The sequence below is a fragment of the Segniliparus sp. genome (assembly GCF_051660745.1).
Taxonomy (GTDB): domain Bacteria; phylum Actinomycetota; class Actinomycetes; order Mycobacteriales; family Mycobacteriaceae; genus Segniliparus.
Genome location: NZ_JBOFQF010000030.1, coordinates 1 through 2,841 on the forward strand (window position 1 = coordinate 1; position 2,841 = coordinate 2,841).

4 protein-coding genes are annotated in these 2,841 nt (G+C 68.9%); 3 read left to right on the plus strand and 1 reads right to left on the minus strand.

The genetic code is table 11. The features are described from left to right. Positions 1–506 (plus strand): hypothetical protein (locus ACRC20_RS10215; protein ID WP_438686269.1); only part of this gene is annotated, 506 nt, incomplete at its 5' end. Positions 507–608: 102 nt separating this feature from the next. Here the strand turns inward: ACRC20_RS10215 and nadE are convergent. Then, on the minus strand, positions 609–1,436 hold the full coding sequence (nadE, locus tag ACRC20_RS10220; protein ID WP_438686270.1) for an ammonia-dependent NAD(+) synthetase: 828 nt from the start codon (positions 1,434–1,436) through the stop codon (positions 609–611). A gap of 95 nt (positions 1,437–1,531) precedes the next feature. On the opposite strand from nadE, the gene ACRC20_RS10225 reads away from it, so the two are divergent. Both ACRC20_RS10225 and ACRC20_RS10230 read left to right on the plus strand, forming a co-directional pair. Beyond that, the gene (locus ACRC20_RS10225) at positions 1,532–2,119 is read left to right on the plus strand and encodes a nucleosidase (protein ID WP_438686271.1); all 588 of its coding nucleotides are present in this window, start codon (positions 1,532–1,534) and stop codon (positions 2,117–2,119) included. Positions 2,120–2,276: 157 nt separating this feature from the next. After that, positions 2,277–2,813 carry an NADPH-dependent FMN reductase gene (locus ACRC20_RS10230; RefSeq protein ID WP_438686272.1) on the plus strand — a complete coding sequence of 179 codons (537 nt, stop codon included), beginning with the start codon at positions 2,277–2,279 and terminating at the stop codon, positions 2,811–2,813. Positions 2,814–2,841 lie beyond the last annotated feature (28 nt).

Consider the following 2,841-nt stretch of genomic DNA (forward strand, 5'->3'; position numbering starts at 1 on the left):
CGCAGATCAAGCAGCAGGTCGAGAAGGGCGACGTGTCCGGGCTGGCGACGATGATCGCGCAGCAGGCGGGCGGTCTGATCACCTCCGAGTCCCAGGACATCGGGCAGAGCGTGTCCGCCGTCGGATCGCAGATCCAAACCGTGCTCCCCATGATGAACACGGTGATCCCCGGCCTGTCCAATGTGCTGCCGCAGGCCCAGGCCGCGGCCGAGGTGCAGCTGCAGCAGCAGCGCGCCGCGAAGAAGCAGGATCCTGTCGATCCGCAGGTCCCGGCTGCTCCCGCCGCTCCGGCTCCGGTTGCTGAGGCTCCTGCTGCTCCGGCTCCGGTTGCTGAGGTCCCGGCTGCTCCTGCTGCTCCGGCTCCGGTCGCTGAGGCTCCGGCTGCTCCTGCTGCCCCGGCTCCGGTCGCTCCGGTGCTGCCCGAGGCTCCGGCTCCGGTTCCGGCAGCCCCCGTCGCGTCCGAGGCGGCTCCTGCCGCCCCGGCGCCTGCCCTGCCTGCGAACTAGCCGCAACAGGTTTCCATCACACAGCCGCAACGCGCCGGCCGAGGTTCACGCCTTGGCCGGCGCGTTGTGTTGTGCCGAGAAGCCTGTGCTGTGCCGAGAGGTCTAGGAGCGCCACCACGAGTCGAACGGCGTCACGGGCACGGCGCGCTTGTGCCGGGTGGCCAGGAAGATCCTCTCGACCTTCGAGCTCACCGCGTCCTCGACCGGCTTGCCCTCCAAGTAGTCGTCGAGCTGCGCGTAGGTGAGGCCGAGCGCTTCCTCGTCCGGCAGGGCGGGCCGGTTGTCCTCCAGGTCGGCGGTCGGCACTTTCCTGGTGATCGACTCCGGAGCGCCGAGATGCCGAAGGAGCTGGGCGCCTTGGCGTTTGGTGAGGCCGGTGAGCGGCGTGACGTCCACGCCGCCGTCGCCGTATTTCGTGAAGAAGCCGGTGACGGCCTCGGCCGCGTGGTCGGTGCCGACGACGAGATAGCCGAGCTGGCCCGCGATGGCGTATTGCAGCACCATCCGCTCTCGGGCTTTGATATTGCCCCGCACGAAATCACGCAGCTCCTCGGTCTGGAGCGCCGAGGCGGCGGAGCCTGCCGTGGCGTCGGCGCCAGGCCTGACGTTCGCGGTCGTCGAGCGGTCGGGCCGGATGAACTCCAGCGAGATCTGCGCGTCCGCCTCGTCGGCCTGGGTCCCGTACGGCAGCCGCACGGCCAAGAATTGGGCCTCGTGCCCGTCCGCACGCGACTTCTCGGCGGCGAGTTGGGCGAGCTTGCCCGCCAGCGCGCTGTCTTGCCCGCCGCTGATGCCGAGCACGAACCCTTTCGCGCCGCTGGCGAGGAGGTAGTCGGCAAGGAAGCCGACTCGTCGGTCGATCTCCTCCTGCGGGTCGACAGTGGGGGAAACAGCCAGTTCGGCGATGATTGTCTCGCGCAGCGTCGTCATGGGGATCACTGTAGCCGCCGGGGGCGGGAGGGGCTCGGCCACGCTTGCGGAGCGCGGGGCTGCCTCCGCCATGCTCGACATGTCATCATGTTGGGATGGATCAAGTGCTCGTGGTCTCGGCGACCGAGGCGGAAGCGGCAGGCGTTCCCGCCGATCTCCCCACGCTGATCTGCGGGATCGGCAAGGTTCCCGCGGCGACCGCGCTCACGAGGACACTCGCCCGTTGGCCAAGCCCGCAGCTGCCCCTCGTGGTGAACGTCGGCACGGCGGGCGCGCTGCGCCCAGGGCTTTCGGGCCTGTGGCTCCCTTCGGCTGTGGTGAACCACGAGATGAACGTGACGTCGATCGAGGAGATGGGGATCTTTCTCACGGCGCGTTACGAGCTCCCCGAGGGCGACGGCTCGGTCCTCGCCACTGGCGACGTGTTCGTGACGGACACGGCGTTGCGCGACCGGCTCGCGGTCGGCGCGCAGCTGGTGGACATGGAAGGCTTTGCTTTAGCGCATGTCTGCGCCGAATTCGGCGCGAAGCTGCGCATCGTCAAACACATCAGCGACGAGGCGGACGAGCGGGCGACGAGCTGGCCGGAAAAAGTCGCAGAGTCTGCGGCGCAGCTGGGCGAATGGCTGCGGGAGCGTTTTTCGTCCGGCAGATCGCCGTTGGAGCACGCGCCGACGTCTTGACAGATGCGCTGCCGCGGATCGGACCCGAGCCTGCGGTTTTCGGTATGCTCCGGATGGAAGCGTTCGCCGGAACCTTCCTGCGGGGCCGCCCGCGAATTGGACTGCTTCGACGGGTTTTTCGACAGAGCTCCGCGTCGACGCATAGGAAAGGGAACGTATGACGAATGTGCTGGTGCTCGTCGGAAGCGTGCGGACCGGTTCGGTGAACCAAAAGCTCGCCCAAGTCGCGGTGGACGGCGCGCCCGAGGGCGTGTCGGTGCAGATCTACCCCGGGCTGGAGCTGCTGCCGCATTTCAACCAGGACCTCGAGGAGCCGCCGTTGCCGGAGGAGGTGGCCCGCTTCAAGGAAGCCGTGGGCGCCGCGGACGCGCTGCTGCTGGTGACCCCCGCGTACAACGGAGCCCCGTCCGCGGTGCTCAAGAACGGGATCGACTGGGCTTCCCGCCCCTACGGCAGCGGTCCGATCGCGAACAAGCCGGTCGCGGTCATCGGCGCCGCGAACAACCCCCAGGGCGGCCCGCAGTCGATCGGCTTCGCGAGCGCGGCGAGCACTATCGCGGGCGGGAAAGTCCTCGAAGAGACGGTGTTCGCGGCGATCAGAGACCTGCCCGACGGCGAGCCGTCGAAGGACCCGCAGGTCGTGGACGGCGTGAAGGCCGTTTTGGCCGCGTTGGCGTCTGCCGCGCAGGTCTGAGCGCCCGCTCGTTCGACAACCTCGTCGG